Raw genomic sequence first — 421 nt, forward strand, 5'->3', positions numbered from 1 at the left:
TGTATTTCGGCTTTAAATGAAGCGATTGAAAAATATGGATCACCTGAAATATTTAATACAGACCAAGGCAGTCAGTTTACCAGTGATGCATTTATTGATGTATTGAAATCAAATGGCATTCAAATCAGTATGGATGGTAAAGGTCGATGGGTAGATAATGTGATGGTTGAACGATTATGGCGGAGCGTTAAATATGAAGAGGTGTATCTCAAAGCTTATAGCAGTGTCACAGATGCGAAAAAGCAATTGAGTGCATATTTTGAGTTTTATAATCTGAAACGACCTCATTCGAGTCTAGACAAAATGACACCAAATGAGTTTTACTATGATCAGCTACCCCAACAAAACAAGGTGGCTTAACTAGAGCGGAATATCACTTATAAATACGCTTTTAGTTGTTCAAACAAGTGGAACCACCTCT

Annotated in this window: 1 protein-coding gene; it reads left to right on the forward strand. The window is 36.6% G+C overall.

The annotated features are described in order from the left end of the window. The coding region (locus R5R67_RS19580) for an integrase core domain-containing protein (RefSeq protein ID WP_318755221.1) at positions 1 to 360 on the forward strand (360 nt) is incomplete at its 5' end. Between the last annotated feature and the right edge of the window lie 61 nt (positions 361 to 421).

Origin of the sequence: Acinetobacter sp. OYA S30 (genome assembly GCF_033599315.1) — a bacterium.
Taxonomy (GTDB): domain Bacteria; phylum Pseudomonadota; class Gammaproteobacteria; order Pseudomonadales; family Moraxellaceae; genus Acinetobacter; species Acinetobacter baumannii.